Below are 15822 nucleotides of genomic sequence, written 5' to 3'. Positions count from 1 at the left end.
CCCCACCTAAGGGGTCTGGCCCCTTAGGTGGGGTTTAAGTTCAGCGGACGCCCTCGGCCGAGAGCCGGATCACGTCGGCCGCATCGGCCTTGGTCACGAACTTCGGGCCGGTCGGGATCAGCTCGCCCTCGGCCGGGAACACGCCGTAGCGCACCTTCTCGGCGAGCAGCATCACCGGCAGGTAGCCCTGCAGGTACGGCTGCTGGTCGACGGCGAAGAGCATCTTGCCGTCGCGGACCGCGGCGAGCACGTCGGGGGAGAGGTCGAACGTCGCGAGGGTCACCTTCGACTCCAGGCCGCTGGCGCGGACGGCGTCGAGCGCGGGCTTGGCGCCGCCCGGGCCGAGCGTGACGACACCGTCGACCGGCCCGCTCGCCAGCGCCTCGGCCATCCGCGTCTGCGCGGCCGTCGCGTTTTGGAGCGGGACGGGCAGCGGCTTCATCGTGCCGCCGGTCTTGGCGAGGCCGTCGCCGAGTCCGCGGCAACGCTGATCCAGGCCGGTGTTGCCGTTCTCCTGGTTGACGCACAGCGCGTGCTTGACGCCCGCCTTGCCCATCCGGCGACCCGCCTCCACGCCCGCCTCGTACTCGTCCTGGCCGACATGGGCGAGCACGCCGAGCTTCTTGAACTCGTCGCTGCCTGAGTTGATCGTGATCACGGGGATGCCCGCCTTGACCGCGGCCTTGATCGACGGGGACAGCGCCTTGGCATCCGGGAGCGAGATGACCATCCCGTCGGGATGATCGGCGACGGCGAGGTCGATGTAGCGGCGCATGCGCTCGATCGAGAACGAGTCCGGCGAGCGGTAGGAGACCGCGGCGCCACTCTGCTTGTGGGCCTCCTCCTCCCCGCGCTGGACGACCTTCCAGAACTCGTCGGAGGCCTGGCCGTGGGTGATGAAGACGATCCGCGCGGTGGCGATGCGCACGCCGCGGGTCTGGCGGTCGGGTGCTTCGCGTGCGGCGGCCGTGGCGTTGCCGCGCACCAGGAGGTCGCGCTCGCGGACGTTCGTGACCCGCCCGCAGCCGGCGACGAGGACGAGCAGCGCGAACAGGAGCGAGACGCGGGCGGTCATTTGCGCGCCGCCTCGGAGACGAGTGAGCCGGGTTCGCACGGGATGTGGGCCTCCAAGCGGGTGCCTTGGCCGGGTGGGCTGGTGACGTCGAGGCGGCCGTCGAGCACCGCGAGGCGCTCGATCAGCCCGCGCAACCCGGTGCCGCCCTCGCTGATCGCGCCGCCCTTGCCGTCGTCGGCGACCACGACGACGACCTCGCCGCCCTCACGCCGCACCTCCACCCACGCGTTGCGGGTCTCGGCGTAGCGGACGACGTTCGTCAGACCCTCCGCGATCACGAAGTAGGCGGCGGCCTCGACCGGCGCGGGGAGGCGCTCGTGGAGGTCCACCTTGGCCTCGACGTTCAACGGCGCCCGCGCGACCAGGGCGTCGACCGCCGCGCCGACCCCCCGCTCGGACAGGAACGCGGGGTGGATGCCGCGGGCGAACTCGCGCAACTCCGCGAGCGCGATCGCGAGCTTCTCGCCGATCTGGTCGACGGTGGTCGAGAGGCCGGAGTCGCTCAGGCGCGCCTTGAGCATGCGCAGGTCCAGTGCGAGCGAGACGAGCTGCTGCTGCGCGCCGTCGTGCAGGTCGCGCTCGATCCGGCGGCGGGCGTCGTCGGCGGCCTCGACGATGCGCAGCCGCGACACCCGCAGCTCCTCCACCCGCGCGCGCAGCTCGGCCTTCAGGCGTTCGTTGTCGATCGCCAGCGCGGCGGCGCTGGCCGCGGCGGTGACGAGCTCGGGGGTCGCGTCGAGCTCGGCGTCGTGGACGATCGCGGCCAGGCGCACGCCGCCGCGGTCGACCGCCGTCCAGGCGCGGCCGGAGCCCGGGTCGGGCAGCGTGACCGGGCGGCCGGCGTCGTCGACGAAGATCTCGCGCTCGGGCAGCCAATAGGCGATGTTGAGCGAGCGGTCCCCGAGCCGCTCGGCGAGCATCTCGCGCACGGGACCACCCTCCGCGACCCGCGAGCGCAGCAGCCGCCGCACGAGCGAGCGCAGCGCGGCGCCGACGCCCTCGAGCGCGGCGATCGAGACGATCGCGGCCGGCAGCGCGAGCAGGCAGAGCGCGATGCCGAGCGCCGGGCCGAGCGACCACGGGCCGACGAGGCGCCCGTCGTCACCGGCGAGGCCGCTCACCCCCAGGCCGGCCATCGCGATCGCGAGGACGACCGGCAGACCCGCGATCGCCAGGCCAACGAGCGCGACCGGGAGCTTGAGCAGCAGCATCCCGGCGGCGCGCCAGAAGATCCGGTTGCCGAGCTGCGCACGGACGCCGCGGCCGCGGACCGGCTCGACCGGCGGGAGATGCGTCTCGAGCAGTCGGTTGGCCTGCCGGCGCTCCCCCTCGGCCAGCCGCCAGGTGAGGCGGGCGGTGCCGGCGAGGATCGGCAGCCCGACCCACAGCGGCACGAGCACGACGCCGACGACGAGGCCGCCGCCGATGACCAGCAGGTAGGTCAGGCCCTGGCCCAACCCGACGACGAGGTACAGCAGCGCGCGGCGCGCGGCGCGCAGGTGCGGGGAGAGGTCGATGGCGGCGGTCACCGGGCGGCCTCGACCGACACGTCCCCGCTCGTGCTCAGCGCCTGGATCTGAAACGGCGCGTCCGGCGCGTTGGTGATGCCGCGGATGCGGACCGTGCCGGTCTCGCTCTCGGCGTCGACCTGGTACCGCCCCGACGGCACGACCGCGCGCACGTCGCCGGCGCGCGAGCGCAGCTCGAGTCGGTCGGCGGAGCACTCCGAGAGCGCGCGCACGTCGCCGGCGTCGGAGTTCGCGCGCAGCAGGAAGCCGCAGAAGCCGCTGGCGGTGATCGGCCCCGCTCCGGTGGAGATCGAGACCGAGGCGCGCACGCCGGTGACGTTGACGGAGCCGCCCGAAGTCCGGATGTCGAGCGGCACGTTGTCGGGGACGGCCAGCCGGTAGGAGGCGCGGCAGGAGCCGAGGACCTGGTCCGGACAGCGCGAGCTGATGCTCAGCGTGCCGTCCTCGGACACCGACCGGCGCTCGACCGAGGGGGCGCCGTACGCGAAGCGGTCGACCCGCCGCACTTCCACCGCGGTCGCGCCGCCGTCGATCTCGACGTCGGCGTCCCCGAGGTCGAGCCGGACGCCGGCGAGGTCGCCGAGCACGCGATAGCTGGTCGTGCGCGTCTCGCGTGACGCCGCCCACCAGACCGCGAGCGTCGCCGCGACCACGACGAGGATCGCCGCGCACGCCGCCACGAGCCACCACCAGGCCGCCGAGCGCCCGGGTGCCGCACGTGGCTGGTGCCGCGCTCCCACCGGCGCATCTTCCGTGACGGTCACGCGCGTACCGTAGTAGGGCGGGGGGTGCGGCTGACCACACCATTGCTGACAGGTTCGCCGTATGCCGACGCTTGCTTTGGCGTGGAAGTATCCACATCGTTCCCGAATGGACACCATGAGGCCCACGGACGGGCCCCTCTCTCTCCCCGCACCGGCCCCAGGGCGCCCTTTCTCTCCCCCCGACGTCCGCCGGCCGGCCAGCACCTTAGAGCCGTCGCGTCTGACCAACGCGGCGGCTCAGTCCTTTAAGGACTGCTCGAATCGACATGCTCTGCGTTCCTTATGAGATCGCAAGGTTGCCTCAAGGTCCCGCCAAGGTTCGGTTGCAAGGATTCTCCTCGTTCCCTCCGCTCCGGCCCTGGGCAGTTCCTTTCTCTCCCCGACGCCTGCTGGCCGTTCATGAGCCTTAGACCCGTCGCGCCTGACCAGCGCGGCGGGTCACCCTCCTTTTTGTAACGTCGCCGGAGGCGAGCGCGCCGAACGCCGGCGCGGTGTCGCGCCACGTCACTGCCAGGCGCGATCGCCGGAGGCGAAATACTCTGTCCATGAGCGAGCCGACGAAGTTCGTGCTGGACGAGGACGCCATCCCGACGCACTGGGTCAACCTGCTGCCCGACCTTCCCGGGGAGCCGCTGCCGCCGCTGAATCCGCAGACCGGTGAGCCCGCCGGCCCGCCCGACCTGACGCCGATCTTCCCGATGGGGCTGATCATGCAGGAGGTCTCGCCCGAGCCGGAGGTCGCGATCCCGGACGCCGTCCGCGACGCGTACCGGCTGTGGCGGCCGACGCCGCTGTACCGCGCGCACCGGCTCGAGCAGGCGCTCGGCACCCCGGCGAAGATCTTCTACAAGTACGAGGGCGTCTCGCCCACCGGCTCGCACAAGCCGAACTCCGCGGTGCCGCAGGCCTACGAGAACGCGCAGGCCGGGATCACCAAGCTCGTCACCGAGACCGGTGCCGGCCAGTGGGGCTCGTCGCTGGCGTTCGCGTGCTCGCTGTTCGGCCTCGAGTGCGAGGTCTTCATGGTCGGCTCGTCGTATGACCAGAAGCCATATCGCCGGTCGATGATGCAAACCTGGGGCGCGACCGTGCACCGCTCGCCGTCGGCGCTGACGGAGTCCGGCAAGGGGCAGGCGTCGCATCCGACGGGCTCGCTGGGGATCGCAATCTCCGAGGCCGTCGAGGTCGCCGCGCAGCGCGAGGACACCAACTACGCGCTCGGCAGCGTGCTCAACCACGTGCTGCTGCACCAGACCGTGATCGGCCAGGAGGCGATCCTGCAGCTCGACCTCGCGGGCGCCGGGGTCCCGGACGTGATCGTCGGCTGCGTCGGCGGCGGCTCGAACTTCGCCGGGCTCGTCTTCCCGTTCATCCGCGCGACGCTGCGCGGGGAGAACTCGATCCGCTACGTCGCCGCCGAGCCCGCCGCCTGCCCGACGCTGACCCGCGGCGTCTACGCGTACGACTTCGGCGACACCGTCGGCCTGACGCCGCTGATGCCGATGCACACGCTCGGCCACGACTTCGTCCCGCCGCCGCTGCACGCCGGCGGGTTGCGCTACCACGGCGCCGCGCCGATGATCAGCGGGCTCGTCAAGGCGGGCGTGATCGAGGCGCGCGCCTATCGCCAGAACGAGACGTTCGAGGCCGCCGTGCAGTTCGCCCGCACCGAGGGGATAATCCCGGCGCCCGAGTCCGCGCACGCGATCCGCGGGGCGATCGTCGAAGCCTTGGCGGCCAAGGAGGCGGGCGAGGAGCGCACGATCCTGTTCGGCCTCTCGGGCCACGGCAACTTCGACCTCGCCGCCTACGACGCCTATCTCGGCGGCACCCTTGAGGATCCCGAGTTCTCGGAGGAGGATCTCGAGTCGGCGCTTGCCGCGCTGCCGGCGAACACGCCGGCCATCGCGTAAGGGAGGTCGAAGATGCGGCAGGACATCTCGTTCGACGCTGAGGGCACGACCCTGCGGGGGTGGTTGTACCTCCCGGACGGGGCGACGGGACCGGCGCCGGCGATCGTGATGTGCCACGGGTACAGCGCGGTCAAGGAGTTGTTCCTCGACGCGTTCGCCGAGGTGTTCTGCGACGCGGGATTCTGCGCGCTGGTCTACGACAACCGCAACCTCGGGGCGAGCGACGGCGAGCCGCGGCAGGAGATCGATCCGCACGCGCAGATCGCCGACTACCGCCACGCGATCACGTTCGCGCGCTCGCTCGACGAGGTCGACTCCGACCGCATCGGCGTCTGGGGCTCGAGCTACAGCGGCGCGCACGTGCTCGTGGTGGGCGCGATCGACCGGCGGGTGAAGTGCGTCGTCGCCCAGGTGCCGCTGATCAGCGGTCACGAGAACGCGCGCCGGCTGATCCGCTCGGACCTGATCGCGCCGACGCAGGGGATGTTCGAGGCCGACCGGGAGGCGCGCTACCGCGGCGAGGCGCCGGCGATGATCCCGGTCGTCGCCCCCGAGGGCGAGCCGTGCGCGCTGCCGACGGCGGACTCCTACGAGTGGTTCACGACGTCCGGGGCGGAGCGGGCGCCGTCGTGGATCAACGAGTGCACGCTGCGCAGCGTCGAGATGTTCCTCGAGTACGAGCCCGGCACGTACCTGCCGTGGATCTCACCCACGCCGCTGCTGCTGGTCGTCGCGCGGGGCGATCACCTGACGGTGTCGGACCTGGCGATCGACGCGTACGAGCGGGCGCGTGAGCCGAAGAAGCTGGAGATCCTCGACGGCGGGCACTTCGACGCCTACATCGCGGACTTCGAGCGCTCCAGCACCGCGGCCCGCGACTGGTTCGTCCAGCACCTGATGGCGGGCGCGCGGGAGCACGCGCACGCGTAGTCGGTTACGCGGCGACGAGGCGGGCCGTGTGCCGTTCGGCACGGCCCGTGACCGTCCGCGCGACGGCGCGACCGTGCGGGCCGGCGGCGCCCATCAGGACGAAGCGGGCGGTCACGCGGGTGCCGCCCGAGTGCTGGTGGCGGATCTCGATGCGGTCGGCGAGGTCGGCGATCAACGGCATCCCGAGGCCCACGCCCGGGCTGTCCAACCGCGGGCTCAGTCCGACGCCGTCGTCGACGACGTCGACCTCGACGCCCTCGTCATCCAGTCGCGTGGACACGTGGACCTCGCCGGGCCGCTCGCGGTCGCGGTACGCGTGGATCACCGCGTTGGTCACGGCCTCTGACACGACCACTCCGATGGCGTCCCTGTCGACGGCGATCCCCTTGAGCGCGTCCAGTACTGCGCTGCGCGCTCGCGACGCACTTCTGGGCTCGGCCGGCAAATCGACATCGAGCAGATTGGCTGTCGCAATCCGTCTCATGCCAAGGGTATGCCCACTCCTAGCCGGACTACACCCGACTTGCCGTCATGACGCAAACCGCTCGGCCAGCCGGTCGAGAAAGGCCGCCTGAGCGGGATTAATGCGCTTACGCGCTTCATCGAGCGCGAACCACGCCGCACGGTCGACCTCGGGGAACTCGCTCTGGCGGCCGGAGCGCGGCGGCCACTCCATCGTGAACGTGTTCGAGCGGATCGCGTCCGCGTCGAGATCGCCTTCGAGCGCCCACGCCTGCACGACCTTGCCCGATTTCTGACGCACGCTGCCGAGGTCGGTGAGCTCGCCCTCGTCGGGTTTGGAGCCGGTCTCCTCCTCGAACTCCCGCAGCGCGGCCGCGAGCGCCTCCTCGGCCTGGTCGTGCTCGCCCTTCGGGATCGACCACGCCTCGAGGTCCTTCTTCGCCCAGAACGGGCCGCCCGGGTGCACCAGCAGGACCTCGAGGGCAGGTGTGTGCCGGAAGAGGAGGATCCCCGAGCTGCGCTTGGCCATCGTCACAGTTTTGCGGCTGCGTTCCCTTAGAGGATCGAGACCTTCTCGCCTTGCCGCTCGACGCCGATGACATCGCCCGCCTCTACGGCACCCACGCCCGCGCGCTCGTGGCCTACTTCGCGCGCCGCACCTTCGACGCCCAGGCCGCGGCCGAGCTGATGGCCGAGACCTTCGCGTCCGCGGTCGCCGACCGCCGCCGGTTCCGCGGCGACGACGCGGGCGCCTGGCTGTACGGCATCGCCCGCCACCAGCTCTTGCAGTGGTACCGGCGGGCGGGTGTGGAGCGCCGCGCGCTGGCGCGACTCGGCCTCGACCCGCCCGGGCTGACCGACGACGAGTACGAGCGCATCGAGGAGCTCAGCGGCCTCGCCGAGCTGCGCGGCCGCGTCGCGGACCTGCTCGGCGCGCTGCCGGACGAGCACCAGCTCGCGCTGCGCCTGCGGGTCGTCGAGGAGCGTGGGTACGACGAGGTCGCCGCGGCGCTGGGCGTCGACGAGCAAGCCGCCCGCGCCCGGGTGTCGAGAGCCCTACGCGGCTTGGCCGCCGACCTGGAAGCCGAGGCCGCCCGTGGCCGATGACCTCCCCGGCCTCGACGCCTTCGGCGAGGCCCTCGTCGCCGCCACCCGCCGCGAGGACGCGCGTTGCATACCAGATGCATACCGGGGTCAGACCCCGGTATACGACATGTATGCAAGCGATCTGCCGGTGCTCGAGCGCGTCGGGCGGGGGCTGGTGGCGCGGACGCGGCGGCTGGATCGGCGGCGGGCGCGGTGGCGGCGGGTGGCGCTGGGGTTCTGTGTGGCGGTGCCGATCGCCGCGACCAGCGGGGCGGCGACCGCGGTCGTGTTGCGCGAGGCCGTGATCAGCGCGCCGGATCCGTCGCAGGTGCCGGACGAGCAGACGCCGCTGGCCGGGACGGCACGGGTGAGTGCGGTGCGGGCGGCCGATCCGGGTCGCGGGCTGCCGTGGGCGGTGCGGGTGGCGCGGTCCAAGACCGGGTTCACGTGCACGACGGTCGGGCAGGTGCGCGACGGCGTGTTCGGCCTGACCGGGCTCGACGGCGTGTTCCGGCGGCTTCCGGCCGAGCTCTCCGACGCCTGCGGGCAGGGCGGGACGCTCACGGGCGCGCGGGTGCTCGCGGCCGACCGCGTGGCGGACGTGCGCTCGATCGTCTACGGCGTCGCGGGTGACCGGCTACGGGCCGTGACGCTGCGGACGGCAACCGGCGACCGCCCGCTGCGGATCGGGCCGGGCGGGACGTACGTTGCCGCCCTGCGCGGCTACCCCGAGGACCAGTCGGCGGCCGTCACCTTGCGGTTCGCCGGCGGGCGGGTCGAGCACCACAACTTCGGCGCCGCGAGCGACACGATCCCCGACCCGGAGGGCGGCCAGGCGTGGGCGGTCGAGCGCTACACGCTCGGCACGCGGCTGCAATGCGCGCACGTCCGTCCCGCGCGCCGCAGCGGGAAGGGCGTGATCGTCCGCGCCGACGGCAGCACCGGGCAGGTCGTCACGCCGACCGCGTGCCTCGCCCTGCGCACCTCCGACCGCGCGTGGGTGGCCGATGCGCGCCGGTTGAAGCCGGGTGACGAGGGCGTCCCGGGCTTCGATCGCTGGGGGTGGCAGCACAACCCCCCGCGCACCGTCGTCTGGGGTGTCGCGCGCAACGGCAAGACGCTGCGCAGCGTCACCCTGCGCGGGGCCGGTGCGCCGCGCAAGCTCGCCGTGTCCAAGCAGGGCGCCTTCGCCGCCGTGCTGCCGGCAGCCGTCGACCCCGCGAAGCTCGCGCTCGACGTCGTGCTGGCCGACGGCGCCGTCCAGCACGGCAAACCGGGCGAGGGCCTCACCCCGGACCTCGTCAAGTCACGGAGGCCAAGATGACGACCGGCTCGCACGAGGTGGCGGCACGCGGGCTCGCCGACGGGCCGTCGACCTTGTCCCGGAGGCCGCGATGACGACCGGCTCGCATGCGATGGCGGCACGCGGGCGCGCCGACGGGCCGTCGACCTCGGCACGGAGGCCGCGATGATCGCCAAGCTCGCCCTCGTCGCCGCGCTCGGCGGTTCCGCGGTCGGGGCCGCGGCCGTGCTCGCCGACGACCGTGCGCCGGCTCCGGTGCCGGCCGTGGCGGCGGCAAGCACCCCCGCCGAGCCCACGCCGCCGCCGATGGACGCCCGCGACGTCCGCGTCGTGACCCAGGCGCCGGACGCCAAGGGTGGCGCGCCGTGGGCGATCCGGCGCTTCAAGTCGCCGCTGAAGAACGGCACGACCGTGGAGTGCTCCGAGGTCGGCCGGCTCGACGGCGAGCGGTTCGGGTGGATCGGCGCGAGTGGGGCGTTCGCGCCCACGCTGCCGGGCCACGCGGGAACACCGATGATCTGCAAGAACCCCGATCAGGAGCGGGCGGTGGGCGTGAGCGTCCAGCGCTTCACGACGCTCACGCAGCCCGAGAACGGCGCGCTGGAGCCGCTGGAGACGGTGACCTTCGGCGTCGCCGCGCCCGCGATCACCCGCCTCGTGCCCGACGACGAGCCGCCCCTGGCTCCCGGCGCCGACGGCATCGTGCTCCGTATCGTCGCCGGCGACGCGTCGCCGGGGCGGCTGCTCACGGGCGTCGCCGAGTACCGCGACGGCCACCGCGTGCGCTTCAACCGGACCGGCATGCCGCGGCCCAAGGGGGAGCGGCCGGTCGCGGGCACCGAGACGGTCGCCGTCCGCGCTCCCGACCCGGCCGGAGGCCAGCCCTGGGCGCTGATCGCCACGCGCGGCGACCGTGGCGGGATCTGCGTGACGGCGCCGGGCCGCCTCGTCGGCACCCGCCTGGCGAGCGTCGACCGCCGCCTCGGCATCGCGTACCCAGGCTTCGAGATGCTCCAGCAGTACTGTCCGGACACCCGGAAACCGCCCACGCGGGCGTTCCCGATGCGGCTCGACGTGCTCGGCTCGAGCGTCGGCGGCGAGGACCCGCGCGGTCGCATCGAGCGCCGCGTCCTCGACAATCGGACGGTCTACTGGGGGCGCGTGTACGAGGACGTCGTCAGCGTCACCATCCGCACGCCCCGCGACGTCCGCACGCTCGTCCCCTCCGGCCTGGCGCACGCGATCATCGCCGTCTACGACGGCGGCTTCCCCACCGGCAAGGTCACTGCCACCGCGCATATGAAGGACGGGCGGGAGGTGACGCGGACCCTCTACTCGGAGTGACGTATGGTCCAGGCGATGGGCTTGAAGGAGGAGCTGGTCACCGCACTCGATGCCGACCGCGTCGTCACCGGTGCCGACGAGCGCCGCCGGCACGGGACCGACGAGGGCTGGCACTCGGCCGCCGCGCCCGACATCGTCGTCCTTCCGCGCGACAGTGAGGAGGCGGCGGCGATCGTCAAGCTCTGCGCGAAGCACGGCGCGCCGATCGTCCCCTTCGGCGCGGGCACGAGCCTCGAAGGCCACGTCGCGGCGCTGGATGGCGGCGTGTCGATCGACACGGCGCAGATGAACCGGATCCTGCGGCTCTCGGTCGAGGACATGGACGTGACCGTGCAGGCGGGGGTGACGCGCCGCCAGCTCGACGAGCGGCTGCGCCCCGAGGGCGTGTTCTTCTCGGTCGACCCAGGCGCCGACGCGACGATCGGCGGGATGGCGGCGACTGGAGCGTCCGGGACGACCTCCGTGCGCTACGGCACGATGCGCGAGAACGTCATCAGCCTCACCGTCGTCACCGCCGACGGCGAGATCGTGCGGACCCGCTCACGGGCGAGGAAGTCGAGCGCCGGCTACGACCTCACCCGCCTGTTCGTCGGCAGCGAGGGCACGCTCGGCCTGATCACCGAGGTCACGCTGCGCGTCCAGCCGACGCCGGAGGCGATGACCGCCGCCACGGCGGCCTTCCCCACCCTCGACGCCGCGGTCGACACGGCGATCGAGGTCCTCGCCCACGCCATTCCGGTCGCCCGGATGGAGCTCGCCGACGAGGTCCAGATCGATGCGGTCAACCAGCATTTCGAGCTCGACCTGGACGTCGCGCCCACGCTCTTCTTCGAGTTCCACGGCAACGCCGCCGAGACCGAGGCGCAGGCGGCCGAGACGCAGGGCATCGCCGAGGCCCACGGCGTCCTCGGCTTCAAGTGGACCGCCGACGAGGCCGAGCGCCGCGCGCTCTGGCACGCCCGCCACGGCGCCTACGAGGCGGGCCGCGCGCTGCGACCCGGCAGCCAGGGCTTCACCACCGACGCCTGCGTCCCGATCTCCGCCCTCGCCGAGACGATCAAGCAGACCAAGGAGGACCTCGACGCGTCCGGCCTGATCGCCCCGATCGTCGGCCACGTCGGCGACGGGAACTTCCACCTCGCGATCCTGGTCGATCCGGACGACCCGGAAGAGCTCCAGCGCGCCGTCGATCTCAATGACCGATTGGTGAGGCGCGCGATCGCGGCCGACGGCACCTGCACGGGAGAACACGGCGTGGGCTATGGGAAATCGGCGTTCCTCGAGCTCGAACATGGCGCGGCCGCGGTGGAGATGATGCGCGCGATCAAGACTGCTTTGGATCCAAGCGGCCTGTTCAATCCGGGCAAGGTCGCGAGCCGGATTCAGGAGTGATACAACTCGGTCTCGACCCGCACCGGGGTCGGAGACGAGGAGAGTGACGACGTGTGCCTGGCCATCCCCGGCCAGATCGTGGAAGTCGTCGACGAGTCCAATCAACTCGCCCGAGTCGACGTTGCCGGAGTGCGGCGCACCGTCAACATCGGCCTCTTCGACGACATCGGACCCGGTGACTGGGTCCTGATCCACGTCGGGTTCGCGATCTCCGTGATCGACGAGGCCGAGGCGACCGCGACGCTCGAACTGCTCCAGGCGATGGGCGCCGAGTTCGAGCAGGAGCTGCACGAGCTCTCGGAGAGCGTGATCGAATGAGCTGCGACTCGGGCCACTGCATCACGTGCGGCGACGACGGCGTGCCGATGCGGGTGCTGCGGGTCCGCGACGACGCCCTCGCCCTCTGTGAAGACGCCGACGGCGCGCACCACACGGTGGAGCTCGCACTGGTCGACGCCGGGGCCGGTGATCAGGTCCTGGTGCATGCGGGTGTGGCGCTGGTGACGCTGTGAGGTTCGTCGACGAGTTCCGCGACGCAGAGCTCGGCCAGGTGCTGGCGGGACAGATCCTCGCCACCGTCGAGCCGGGCCGCCACTACAAGCTGATGGAGGTGTGCGGCGGCCACACCCACTCGATCTACAAGTACGGTGTCGACGACCTGCTGCCGGAGAACGTCGAGCTCGTGCACGGGCCGGGCTGCCCGGTGTGCGTGATCCCGATGGGCCGCGTCGATGACGGCATCGCGGTGGCGAACGTTCCCGGCGTCATCTTCACCTGCTTCGGCGACATGATGCGGGTGCCGGGGTCGAATGGCACGCTGCTGGAGGCCAAGGCGGGCGGCGCCGACGTGCGGATGGTCTACTCGCCGCTGGACGCGCTGCGGATCGCCCGCTCGAACCCGGATCGCGAGGTCGTCTTCTTCGCGATCGGCTTCGAGACCACCGCGCCGTCGACCGCGCTCACGCTCAAACGCGCCAAGGCCGAGGGCCTGCGGAACTTCAGCGTGATGTGCAGCCACGTGACGATCGTGCCGCCGCTGCGCGCGCTGCTGGACTCGCCCGACCTGCGCCTGGACGGCTTCATCGGCCCCGGGCACGTGAGCACGGTGGTGGGTGCGCGGCCGTTCGAGTTCATCCCCCAGACGTACGGCAAGCCGGTCGTGATCGCCGGCTTCGAGCCGCTGGACATCCTGCACGCCGTCCAGATGCTCCTCACCCAGCTGCGCGACGGGCGCTGCGAGGTCGAGAACCAGTACGCGCGTGTCGTCCCCTACGACGGCAACCAGCGCGCGCTCGAGGTGATGGCCGAGGTCTTCGCGCTGCGCCCGCACTTCGAGTGGCGCGGCCTGGGCTTCATCAGCCACTCCGGCCTCAAGCTCTCAGGCGCCTATGCGGACTACGACGCCGAGCTGCGCTTCGCCGTTCCCGGCATCCGCGTCGCCGACCCCAAGGCCTGCCAGTGCGGCGAGGTGCTCAAGGGCGTCATCAAGCCGTTCGAGTGCAAGGTGTTCGGCACGGCGTGCACGCCGGAGCGGCCGATCGGCACGTGCATGGTGAGCAGCGAAGGCGCCTGCGCGGCCTATTACAACTACGGACGGTTCGCGCGGGAGCGGGAAGTGGTCTGAGCCGTGTCCTCCGTCTCCGAACGCGAGCAGCGGGTCCTGGGGATCATCGAGACCGCCCGGGGCAAGCGCGCGAAGTTCCGCGACGAGCGCATCACGATGGCCCACGGCGCCGGCGGGAAGGCCACCCGCAGCCTGGTCGAAGGGCTGCTCGCGCCCGCGTTCGGGATCAAGTCGCTCGACGACGCCGCCACCATCGGCGAGCTCGCCCTCACGACCGACGCGTTCGTGGTCAAGCCGCTGCGCTTCCCGGGTGGGTCGATCGGTGAGCTCGCGGTCAACGGCACCGTCAACGACCTCGCGATGGGCGGAGCGAAGCCGCTCGCGCTCACGTTGAGCCTGATCCTCGAAGAGGGGCTGGGGAGCGACGTGTTGCGCGCCGAGGTCGACGCCATCGCTCGAGCGGCGACGCAAGCGGGCGTGAGGATCGTCGGCGGCGACACGAAGGTCGTCGAGCGCGGGCACGCCGACGGGATGTACATCACGACCACGGGGCTCGGGCAGCGCGACCAGCGCGCGCAGTTCCAACCCGCCCGTCCCGGCGACCGGATCCTGCTGTCGGGCCCGATCGCCGCCCACGGCACCGCGATCATGCTCGCGCGCGGCGAGTTCGACCTCGACTCCGACGAGATCGTCTCCGACACCCGCTCGCTGTGGCCGGCCGTCGACGCGATCCTCGGGCTCGGCGCGGTTCGCCGGCTGCGCGACGCCACCCGCGGCGGCGTCGCGTCCGTCTTGAACGAGCTCGCGCGCGACGACGGCGTCGCGATGCTGATCCAGGAGTCGGCGGTGCCGGTCGCGCCCGCGGTCGCCGGCGCCTGCGAGCTGCTCGGCATCGACCCGATGTACGTCGCCAACGAGGGCGTCTTCCTCGCGATCGTCGAACCCGGCTTCGTCGCGCCCGGCTTCGTCGACATCGGCGAGGTCAAGACCGACCCACCCGGCATGGTCCTGGTCGCGACCAGCTTCGGCGGCAAGCGCGTGCTGGACGAGCTGGTCGGCGACCCGCTGCCGAGGATCTGCTGATGCATGAGCTCTCGATCGCCGACGCCATCGTGCGCATCGCGACCGCCCACGCGGGCGGCCGCCAGATCGAGACCATCGAGGTCAAGGTCGGGTACCTGCGCCAGGTCGTGCCCGACGCGCTGGAGTTCGCGTTCGTCCTCGTCGCGGAGGGGACCGAGGCGCAGGGCGCGCAGCTGCTCCTGGAAGAGGTTCCCGCCGCCGGGATCTGCCGGCGCTGCGGGATCGAGAGTGAACTGCCCGGCTTCCCGCTCGCCTGCGAGGCGTGCGGGAGCCTGGATGTCGAGCTGGTCCGCGGTGAGGAGTTGCTCGTGGACGCACTGACGATGGAAGGCGAGGTGCCCAGTGGCCGGAGTTGAGGAGGTCGACATCCTCTGGATCTCGGAGGGGATGAGCTGCGACGGCGACTCTGTCTCGGTCACGGCCGCCGGCCAGCCGAGCATCGAGGACGTGCTCCTCGGTGCCATTCCGGGGCTTCCGAAGGTCAACCTGCACAACAAGGTGCTCTCGCCCACGCTCGGCGGGGAGGAGTTCCTGACGCCGTTCCGGGCGGCCGCCCGCGGCGAGGCCACGCTCCCGTTCGTGCTCGTCATCGAGGGCTCGATCCCCAACGAGAACATCAACGGCGACGGCTACTGGACGTCGTTCGGCAACGACGAGGCGACCGGCGAGCCGCTGACGCTGAACTGGTGGATCGACCAGCTCGCGCCGAAGGCGTGGGGCGTCGTCGCGATCGGCACCTGCGCCACCTACGGCGGCATCCACGCGATGGCGGGCAACCCGACCGGCTGCATGGGCCTCGCCGACTACCTCGGCTGGGACTTCCGCTCCGCCGGTGGCCTGCCGATCGTCAACGTCCCCGGCTGCCCGGTCCAGCCCGAGAACTTCATGGAGACGCTGGTCTGGCTGCTCTACGAAGCGGCCGGTCTCGCGCCCGTGATCCCGCTCGACGACCAGCTGCGCCCGACGTGGATCTTCGGCAAGACCGTGCACGAGGGCTGCGACCGCGCGGGCTACTACGAGCAGGGCGACTTCGCCGCCGATTACAACTCGCCCAAGTGCCTGGTGAAGGTCGGCTGCTGGGGGCCGGTGGTCAACTGCAACGTCCCCAAGCGCGGGTGGATGAACGGCCTCGGCGGCTGCCCCAACGTGGGCGGCATCTGCATCGGCTGCACGATGCCCGGCTTCCCCGACAAGTTCATGCCGTTCATGGACGCGCCGCCCGGCGCGGCCATCTCCTCGAACGTCATCGGCGCCTATGGCAAGGCGATCCGGCGCCTGCGCTCGATCACCAACAAGACCGTCAACAAGGAGCCGAAGTGGCGCCACAACGGCAACGAGCTGACGACCGGCTTCAAGCCGACCTGGAGGAGCTGACCG

The 15822-nt window shown here is 72.0% G+C and carries 17 protein-coding genes; 12 read left to right on the top strand and 5 right to left on the bottom strand.

Annotated elements, in window-relative coordinates; translation table 11 throughout:
- Nucleotides 1-40 precede the first annotated feature (40 nt).
- The 3 genes from OM076_RS31750 to OM076_RS31740 are packed head-to-tail and all read right to left on the bottom strand — an operon-like array spanning nt 41 to nt 3368.
- On the bottom strand, nt 41-1075 hold the full coding sequence (locus OM076_RS31750) for a sugar ABC transporter substrate-binding protein (RefSeq protein ID WP_270044161.1): 1035 nt from the start codon (nt 1073-1075) through the stop codon (nt 41-43).
- Nucleotides 1072-2604 (bottom strand): sensor histidine kinase, encoded by a 1533-nt coding sequence (locus tag OM076_RS31745; RefSeq protein WP_270044160.1) that lies wholly within the window; start codon nt 2602-2604, stop codon nt 1072-1074. The genes OM076_RS31750 and OM076_RS31745 overlap by 4 nt, the downstream gene beginning before the upstream one ends.
- Nucleotides 2601-3368, bottom strand: coding sequence for a DUF4097 family beta strand repeat-containing protein (locus tag OM076_RS31740; RefSeq protein ID WP_270044159.1), 768 nt, complete (start codon nt 3366-3368; stop codon nt 2601-2603). The genes OM076_RS31745 and OM076_RS31740 overlap by 4 nt, the downstream gene beginning before the upstream one ends.
- A 545-nt stretch (nt 3369-3913) precedes the next feature.
- Here OM076_RS31740 and OM076_RS31735 point away from each other — a divergent pair.
- Together OM076_RS31735 and OM076_RS31730 are read left to right on the top strand one after the other, a co-directional pair.
- Nucleotides 3914-5281, top strand: a complete 1368-nt coding sequence (locus OM076_RS31735) for a TrpB-like pyridoxal phosphate-dependent enzyme (RefSeq protein WP_270044158.1) — start codon at nt 3914-3916, stop codon at nt 5279-5281.
- 12 nt (nt 5282-5293) lie between these two features.
- Entirely contained in the window at nt 5294-6211 is a 918-nt protein-coding gene (locus tag OM076_RS31730) for an alpha/beta hydrolase (RefSeq protein WP_270044157.1), read from the top strand.
- Between the two features lie 4 nt (nt 6212-6215).
- Here the strand turns inward: OM076_RS31730 and OM076_RS31725 are convergent, their stop codons facing one another.
- Nucleotides 6216-6695 carry an ATP-binding protein gene (locus OM076_RS31725; protein ID WP_270044156.1) on the bottom strand — a complete coding sequence of 160 codons (480 nt, stop codon included), beginning with the start codon at nt 6693-6695 and terminating at the stop codon, nt 6216-6218.
- 45 nt (nt 6696-6740) lie between these two features.
- Nucleotides 6741-7202 (bottom strand): NUDIX hydrolase, encoded by a 462-nt coding sequence (locus tag OM076_RS31720; protein WP_270044155.1) that lies wholly within the window; start codon nt 7200-7202, stop codon nt 6741-6743.
- Between the two features lie 50 nt (nt 7203-7252).
- Here OM076_RS31720 and OM076_RS31715 point away from each other — a divergent pair, with 50 nt between their 5' ends.
- From OM076_RS31715 to OM076_RS31670, 10 genes are all read left to right on the top strand, one after another.
- Complete coding sequence (locus OM076_RS31715; protein ID WP_270044154.1) at nt 7253-7780, top strand: RNA polymerase sigma factor; 528 nt, start codon at nt 7253-7255, stop codon at nt 7778-7780.
- A complete protein-coding gene (locus tag OM076_RS31710) occupies nt 7770-9083 on the top strand; it encodes a hypothetical protein (RefSeq protein ID WP_270044153.1) in 1314 nt (437 codons plus the stop codon). The genes OM076_RS31715 and OM076_RS31710 overlap by 11 nt, the downstream gene beginning before the upstream one ends.
- 144 nt (nt 9084-9227) lie before the next feature.
- A complete protein-coding gene (locus tag OM076_RS31705) occupies nt 9228-10406 on the top strand; it encodes a hypothetical protein (RefSeq protein ID WP_270044152.1) in 1179 nt (392 codons plus the stop codon).
- Nucleotides 10407-10421: 15 nt separating this feature from the next.
- Nucleotides 10422-11798: an FAD-binding oxidoreductase gene (locus OM076_RS31700; protein ID WP_270044151.1), complete on the top strand. Its 1377-nt coding sequence runs from the start codon at nt 10422-10424 to the stop codon at nt 11796-11798.
- 51 nt (nt 11799-11849) lie between these two features.
- Complete coding sequence (locus tag OM076_RS31695; RefSeq protein ID WP_270044150.1) at nt 11850-12116, top strand: HypC/HybG/HupF family hydrogenase formation chaperone; 267 nt, start codon at nt 11850-11852, stop codon at nt 12114-12116.
- Nucleotides 12113-12310, top strand: a complete 198-nt coding sequence (locus OM076_RS31690) for a HypC/HybG/HupF family hydrogenase formation chaperone (protein ID WP_270044149.1) — start codon at nt 12113-12115, stop codon at nt 12308-12310. The genes OM076_RS31695 and OM076_RS31690 overlap by 4 nt, the downstream gene beginning before the upstream one ends.
- Complete coding sequence (gene hypD, locus OM076_RS31685; RefSeq protein WP_270044148.1) at nt 12307-13422, top strand: hydrogenase formation protein HypD; 1116 nt, start codon at nt 12307-12309, stop codon at nt 13420-13422. Before OM076_RS31690 ends, hypD begins: the two co-directional genes overlap by 4 nt.
- Before the next feature lie 3 nt (nt 13423-13425).
- The gene (gene hypE, locus OM076_RS31680) at nt 13426-14445 is read left to right on the top strand and encodes a hydrogenase expression/formation protein HypE (protein ID WP_270044147.1); all 1020 of its coding nucleotides are present in this window, start codon (nt 13426-13428) and stop codon (nt 14443-14445) included.
- Nucleotides 14445-14801, top strand: coding sequence for a hydrogenase maturation nickel metallochaperone HypA/HybF (locus OM076_RS31675; protein ID WP_270044146.1), 357 nt, complete (start codon nt 14445-14447; stop codon nt 14799-14801). Before hypE ends, OM076_RS31675 begins: the two co-directional genes overlap by 1 nt.
- Nucleotides 14802-14832: 31 nt before the next feature.
- Nucleotides 14833-15819 carry an NADH-quinone oxidoreductase subunit B family protein gene (locus OM076_RS31670; protein ID WP_272598652.1) on the top strand — a complete coding sequence of 329 codons (987 nt, stop codon included), beginning with the start codon at nt 14833-14835 and terminating at the stop codon, nt 15817-15819.
- Nucleotides 15820-15822 lie beyond the last annotated feature (3 nt).

Source organism: Solirubrobacter ginsenosidimutans (assembly GCF_027587205.1).
This window is presented reverse-complemented; position numbering and strand designations above follow the sequence as displayed.

Bases quoted from the DNA above. Each gene is read 5' to 3' on its own strand.
- OM076_RS31750 (WP_270044161.1), bottom strand. From the start codon at position 1,075: ATGACCGCCCGCGTCTCGCTCCTGTTCGCGCTGCTCGTCCTCGTCGCC.
- OM076_RS31735 (WP_270044158.1), top strand. From the start codon at position 3,914: ATGAGCGAGCCGACGAAGTTCGTGCTGGACGAGGACGCCATCCCGACG.
- OM076_RS31730 (WP_270044157.1), top strand. From the start codon at position 5,294: ATGCGGCAGGACATCTCGTTCGACGCTGAGGGCACGACCCTGCGGGGG.
- OM076_RS31725 (WP_270044156.1), bottom strand. From the start codon at position 6,695: ATGAGACGGATTGCGACAGCCAATCTGCTCGATGTCGATTTGCCGGCC.
- OM076_RS31720 (WP_270044155.1), bottom strand. From the start codon at position 7,202: ATGGCCAAGCGCAGCTCGGGGATCCTCCTCTTCCGGCACACACCTGCC.
- OM076_RS31705 (WP_270044152.1), top strand. From the start codon at position 9,228: ATGATCGCCAAGCTCGCCCTCGTCGCCGCGCTCGGCGGTTCCGCGGTC.
- OM076_RS31700 (WP_270044151.1), top strand. From the start codon at position 10,422: ATGGGCTTGAAGGAGGAGCTGGTCACCGCACTCGATGCCGACCGCGTC.
- OM076_RS31690 (WP_270044149.1), top strand. From the start codon at position 12,113: ATGAGCTGCGACTCGGGCCACTGCATCACGTGCGGCGACGACGGCGTG.
- OM076_RS31675 (WP_270044146.1), top strand. From the start codon at position 14,445: ATGCATGAGCTCTCGATCGCCGACGCCATCGTGCGCATCGCGACCGCC.
- OM076_RS31670 (WP_272598652.1), top strand. From the start codon at position 14,833: ATGAGCTGCGACGGCGACTCTGTCTCGGTCACGGCCGCCGGCCAGCCG.